General features: G+C 44.7%; 6 protein-coding genes and 1 pseudogene. 3 read left to right on the forward strand and 4 right to left on the reverse strand.

Annotated elements, in window-relative coordinates; all coding sequences use genetic code 11:
• Positions 1-162 precede the first annotated feature (162 nt).
• Both GE278_24305 and GE278_24310 read left to right on the forward strand, forming a co-directional pair.
• Entirely contained in the window at positions 163-552 is a 390-nt protein-coding gene (locus GE278_24305) for a DUF1778 domain-containing protein (GenBank protein ID QLK63923.1), read from the forward strand.
• On the forward strand, positions 543-1,073 hold the full coding sequence (locus GE278_24310; protein QLK63924.1) for a GNAT family N-acetyltransferase: 531 nt from the start codon (positions 543-545) through the stop codon (positions 1,071-1,073). Before GE278_24305 ends, GE278_24310 begins: the two co-directional genes overlap by 10 nt.
• On the opposite strand, the pseudogene GE278_24315 reads toward GE278_24310, so the two are convergent.
• Positions 1,054-1,289, reverse strand: a pseudogene (locus GE278_24315) (hypothetical protein). The gene GE278_24310 and the pseudogene GE278_24315 sit on opposite strands and share 20 nt — an antisense overlap.
• A 511-nt stretch (positions 1,290-1,800) precedes the next feature.
• Entirely contained in the window at positions 1,801-2,232 is a 432-nt protein-coding gene (locus GE278_24320; protein QLK63925.1) for a hypothetical protein, read from the reverse strand.
• Between the two features lie 526 nt (positions 2,233-2,758).
• On the opposite strand from GE278_24320, the gene GE278_24325 reads away from it, so the two are divergent.
• Entirely contained in the window at positions 2,759-3,025 is a 267-nt protein-coding gene (locus GE278_24325) for an addiction module antidote protein, HigA family (protein ID QLK63926.1), read from the forward strand.
• A gap of 1,019 nt (positions 3,026-4,044) precedes the next feature.
• Here GE278_24325 and GE278_24330 read toward each other — a convergent pair.
• Both GE278_24330 and GE278_24335 read right to left on the reverse strand, forming a co-directional pair.
• The gene (locus tag GE278_24330) at positions 4,045-4,257 is read right to left on the reverse strand and encodes a hypothetical protein (protein ID QLK63927.1); all 213 of its coding nucleotides are present in this window, start codon (positions 4,255-4,257) and stop codon (positions 4,045-4,047) included.
• 65 nt (positions 4,258-4,322) lie between these two features.
• Entirely contained in the window at positions 4,323-4,604 is a 282-nt protein-coding gene (locus tag GE278_24335; protein QLK63928.1) for a hypothetical protein, read from the reverse strand.
• Positions 4,605-5,022: the final 418 nt, after the last annotated feature.

The following is a 5,022-nucleotide window of genomic DNA, read 5'->3' on the forward strand; positions in this document are numbered from 1 at the left end:
TACTGCAACACTAAAGGCTAATGCCTTTAGTGTTGCAGTAAGTTAATGACCAGTTGTTAAGTTATTGAAATGTAATGTTTTTTCCTCTAAAAAAAACTACACAACGAATATTTCATCGTCTCCCCCCTTCAGTAAGCCGACTTCTCTTGACTGACTCATGTTATGAGATCAAAATCAGCCATAAGTTGTTGTACGGAAAAAGTCCGTACATGTGCATATGGCACGCTAGCCATAAAATCCTTGTTATCTTTGTTTCAGGAGTTTGTTATGAGCGCAGTAAGAAAGGAGCGGTTCGAGTTTCGTCTGCCCGAAACTGCGAAGCGCCGTATAGAAGAAGCGGCAGTTATATCGAAAGTTTCTATTTCCCAATTTGTAATGGAATCAGCAACCTTTAGGGCTGAGACTGTTATCAATGAGCATCGACGTTTAATCGTTGAAGAAGACGTATGGGAACAAGTGATGGTTGCTCTGGAGCGTCCGCCGGCCCCAACGCAAAGTATGTGCAAAGCCTTTGAACGCTATAATTCTCAGGAGAGTTGGATTTGCGATTAATCCCAGGATTTCAGGCATTTGACCCTTGTGTTGATTATAACCTCGATAATTTCCAATGTGGCATTGAGCACTTGGATCGGTTTTTGAAGTCTGAACTTGAGAAGTTACAGTCGAGGAGTCTTTTAAAAGGGTATCTGCTAATTACGGATGATGAAGTGCCGGAAGTTATGGGTTACTACACTCTCAGTGGTGCCTCTTTCGAGCGTGGACATTTAAGTAGCCGCTCTCGAAAGAGAATCCCATATTCAAATATGCCAGCTGTACTTCTCGGCCGTTTAGCAATAGATAAACGCATTCAAGGTAAAGGCTTTGGGGAGTTGCTAATTGTTGATGCTATTCATAAGGTTAGGGCTACTGCTGGGCAGATTGGTATATATGCGATGTTTGTTGAGGCACATGACGGGGCAGCAAATTTTTATACTCGAATGGGATTCACTTCTTCATCAAAAGCAGATGATAGTAAAACGTTTTTCTACCCTGCAAACCAGTTTGATCAGTTAATCAGTGGCGCTTGTGATTAATTTTATTTTCATATGTGCCTTTTAGGACACATATGAAAATAAAAAACCACCCGGCAAGGTGGTTTTTTAAAGTTCAGTAAACCGGCAAGTTTCTGAACCAGTGGTAACTGGCTTACACGGAGCGCAGTGACCAAATTCGTCTTCATAGTGTAGCTGTATATCAGCAAAGACTTCAAGAGTCTCTTTTCTATCGCTCCGTGTACACAGATTACCAATGGCTACCGCCAGTGGCGATTTTTCGTGTCTATCGGGATTGGTTTCAAGAGTTTGTTATCCGATGAGGACGTGGTAGTCAGGCTGAACGGGGAGTTCGTGCATACAGCCTAGCTTGGAGCGAACCACCTACAAGGCACCCAGTTGCATGGGAAGGAATGAGAAAACGCCACCTTACGGCGGTTTGCAACGGGTAATCCTCAGGGTGGGAACAGGAGAGCGCACGAGGGAGCGACCCATCGGAAACGGTGGGGATCTTTAAGTCCTGTCAGGTTTCGCCACTTCTGATTTGAGCGCCCGGAAATCATCCGATTTCTGTGATGTTCATCAGGAGGGCGGAGCCTATGGAAAAACGCCCTTTGGCGTGTCCTTCTTTGTCTGCTCTTTTCTCTTGTCAGCATGATATATAGCTTTTACAGATCCGCAACGCTCGCCGCAGTGTTTGACTAGCGAAGTCTGTCAAACCGAGGAAGCGTAAGTGCGCTAGTTTTGACATTTGCGCGGCCACTCCTCTTTACCCTCTGAGTCGTGCCCAGAAACCTTTCTTAAGTTCCCGCTCTAACTTCTCGTTTAACATGCTGACCTCTTCCTGGTGCTTCCGCCGCTCTTCCTCGTATTGTCTTCTTTCGCTTTCTCTGGCTGTTTTATCTTCAAGCATATGCGTTACGGCTAGTCTCAGTTCTGCTATCTCTTTTTGCATAGCCTGAAGCTGCGCTGATGGGGAATTTTCCTGTGTATTTTCACGGTGTGTCACTGTGGGAATTTTTTTCACAGGTAGGCTTACGTTCCCGTATGCGCGGATTAGCTCAGAAACGTCAATTACGGGGTTGTTTTTTTTATCCCGTGACGTGGTCACTTTTCCTTGTTTGACGTGGTTATACAGCGTTCTGCGTGTAATGCCGGCGGCCTGCGCTGCCTGAGACATATTTAGCTGTGTATTTGACATTGTATACCCTCGTTTTTACATGCTCTGTAAAGTGTGTATTTTCACATAAGAGCATAGTGCCGTTTTTATCTGCGATATTGAAGTTAATGATGGGTTCTCAGCACCAGCCTTTTCACAAAAAAACTCTGATCATGACCAGGCCCCGATACCCCAATGCATCGTGTGTGAAGTGTCTAAGCCTCTTTACTTGGTAAAGTAATAAGCTTTTCTGCCCTGGTTTCCGCGCGACGTTTGTTGCTGAGTAAACCCACTAGAAATCTTCCACACCCGACGCATCATGCAATGCTATCCCTCAGGCCTTATGCCACAAGGCCTGAGGGTGCATGACGGTCTATGCATAGACGTCATGCACTTTGCAGAAAATTCCCTGACGGCATCAGGGCTAGAGGTGCATGACTAAGGCGAAATTAAACGACCTAAAAACGGGACAGGATATGTTTTGTAGCACCGCCCTAGCTTGGCTCCAAAAATGGCTATCTCAGGCTGTGGCCTACAATGCAGAGTAAACACATTCAGGAGTAGCGTAATGGATACGAGAACCGCAGAGCCGGCCACCGTCGGTGAAATGTTATTGGAAGAGTTCATGCTTCCTAAAGGGCTAAGTCTTGATGAACTGGCTGCTGACGTAGGCATCACGCTTCAACGTTTTGAGAGCATTTTGAGTAATGAGGGAGTGTTGAGCGACGAAGAGGCTAGGCTGCTGGGTGACTACCTCGGAACGGGCGGTGATTTCTGGCGGAGCTTACGTGATTCACACCTGCGCTGGCGGGAGCGTATGGCGAATGCTAATTAGTGCAATTTAGTGCAATCGGGCTGACCGTTAGTGCAACTTAATGCAATTTAGTGCAATTCGAGACCAGGTCTCGGGAAATAGTGCAATTTAGTGCAATTTTCTCAAAATCGGAGGCACGTTGACGATGTTTACAACCGCCTGCGGCGTTTTGTCACATCGCCGTGCCAAAGGGGGCCCCTTTGTAACCCGCGCCGCGGAATTTTAGCTGCTAAAATTTTTCGCATGCGAAAAATCCTGCCGCGCCCAGGCTTGCCCAACGCCTCGCGGCCGCGCAATAAATTTCGCGCCCGTTCACCGTTTCTCGGCGGACAGGAAATGTTTTGTGGCCACCGCCGCCCCAAAACGTCCAGAAAGACCGCCTTCGCTATCCGTTTCTCGTCAAACCCCTAGCCGCCGGTTTCGGTGCATAGCTATTCATGCCCGCAGAATTCACCTGTGCCATTTTGGGCGATTTTGGCGGGGTAAGCCGTAACAAAGGGCGTATTCAGGGGAAAAGCGCGCTGAGGGCGTCTGGGGCGGTGCGGTGAACGGACGTTATGGTAAATAGGGTTGGTTGGCAGGTGCGCGCAAAAAAAAGCCCCGTAGGGCTTTTGGCTACAGACTTATTTCTCTGAGGATTTACTGGGTTTTAATTTGTCAGTATTTCCTGGGGTTTTTTTGTTGTCGCGTTGGCGTTTATCAGGCTCGCCTGTTGATTCGGCAATTTTTTTCGGCCCTGGCTTAAGGCTCATGATAGTTACCCTTTGAAAGTTAGGAGGAAATCCCTCCATCCTAGATATATAGGCTCAGTAGAAATAACCAATGTCATCCATTTCATTTTTTGTCGTTATTCGATTGCCTTCACATAACTGACTGCATGGTAAATTTGGGGGCTTTAGAGCGGAGACTCTGTTTGTTTTTCATTGAGGGGGAGGTGCTGGTTTAGTCTGAGCGAGTAGTTCGAGAAAATGGTTAACCTTTTGATACCCATTTTAAAAAAAACCCCTGAATAACAGGGGTATAATCGTGGGGTTAAAAATTTATAGAAACTCTACTTTTGTTTCATTCCCATCTTTGTCTACGAGTTTAATTTCTTTTCCTTGCTGAACTGCTTCAACAAAAAATTCATAGACTCTATATGCTTTGTTTGTCACCTCGGCATATGAGGATGCATCGGAATTGTCTTTAAGTTTTTTCAGTCTTTCAAATGATTGCTCTGATATGTCTATCTGCAATCTTTTTACTGTCGCCATAATTACTCCTACACATACTAAGTACGTGCGATAAGGCTAGCCGGAGAGCCTCCGGCGCCTTAGATCTAAAGCAGCAAGTGTTTAACAAAATCTACTGCGCTTGGAATGTCAGCAAGTAATCCTACAAAAGTTACAACGAATCCAGCCAATAAGGACGTCGTAATTGTCTTGTTTTTAGAATCTCCACGGCTTGTTTTCTCCGCTTTGATTGTAATAATTCTTTCCACCACCACACGATTATCTTGGGTGTAGGTAGACTCGCTTTCTTCCACTTTAACTTCGACTACATCAAAAACATCGAAGCTTTCAACAACATCAAAAATATTACATTGCTGCTTTTCCATCATTATTTTGCCTTGTAGTTAGCCACCTATGTCGATGGTAGCGCTGGTTTTTGGGTATACCCAAAATCTGTGAATGTGTATGAGATTGCATAGTTTTTGATCCTTTATTTAACATTTAAGTAACAAGTAATTTGCATTTTAGTGTCATTAATTCGCAAGTGCTGCAATAGCCCCTGCCTACTGCTGATAATTTTTTCGGCATCTTCAATTTGTGCTCATGTTTTTAATAGTAATTTAAATATCTATATCAGTCAAATTTTATTATAAATACTACTACTTTCCTCAATACTTCGATGTTGTGCAAAGGGTTAAAGCAAGGAGGGGGGGGGTATAAGTATTTTTAATTAATCCCACTTGCGGAGGGTGGGGTGGGGTATTGATTTATGCGTTAAAAAATGCTAAAATAAGCTGGTCATTAACT

The sequence above is a fragment of the Enterobacteriaceae bacterium Kacie_13 genome, assembly GCA_013457415.1.
Taxonomy (GTDB): Bacteria; Pseudomonadota; Gammaproteobacteria; order Enterobacterales; family Enterobacteriaceae; genus Rahnella.

Excerpts from the sequence above, each read along its gene's own strand:
- GE278_24325 (QLK63926.1), top strand. The coding sequence starts at position 2,759 with ATGGATACGAGAACCGCAGAGCCGGCCACCGTCGGTGAAATGTTATTG.
- GE278_24335 (QLK63928.1), bottom strand. The coding sequence starts at position 4,604 with ATGATGGAAAAGCAGCAATGTAATATTTTTGATGTTGTTGAAAGCTTC.
- GE278_24320 (QLK63925.1), bottom strand. The coding sequence starts at position 2,232 with ATGTCAAATACACAGCTAAATATGTCTCAGGCAGCGCAGGCCGCCGGC.
- GE278_24330 (QLK63927.1), bottom strand. The coding sequence starts at position 4,257 with ATGGCGACAGTAAAAAGATTGCAGATAGACATATCAGAGCAATCATTT.
- GE278_24305 (QLK63923.1), top strand. The coding sequence starts at position 163 with ATGAGATCAAAATCAGCCATAAGTTGTTGTACGGAAAAAGTCCGTACA.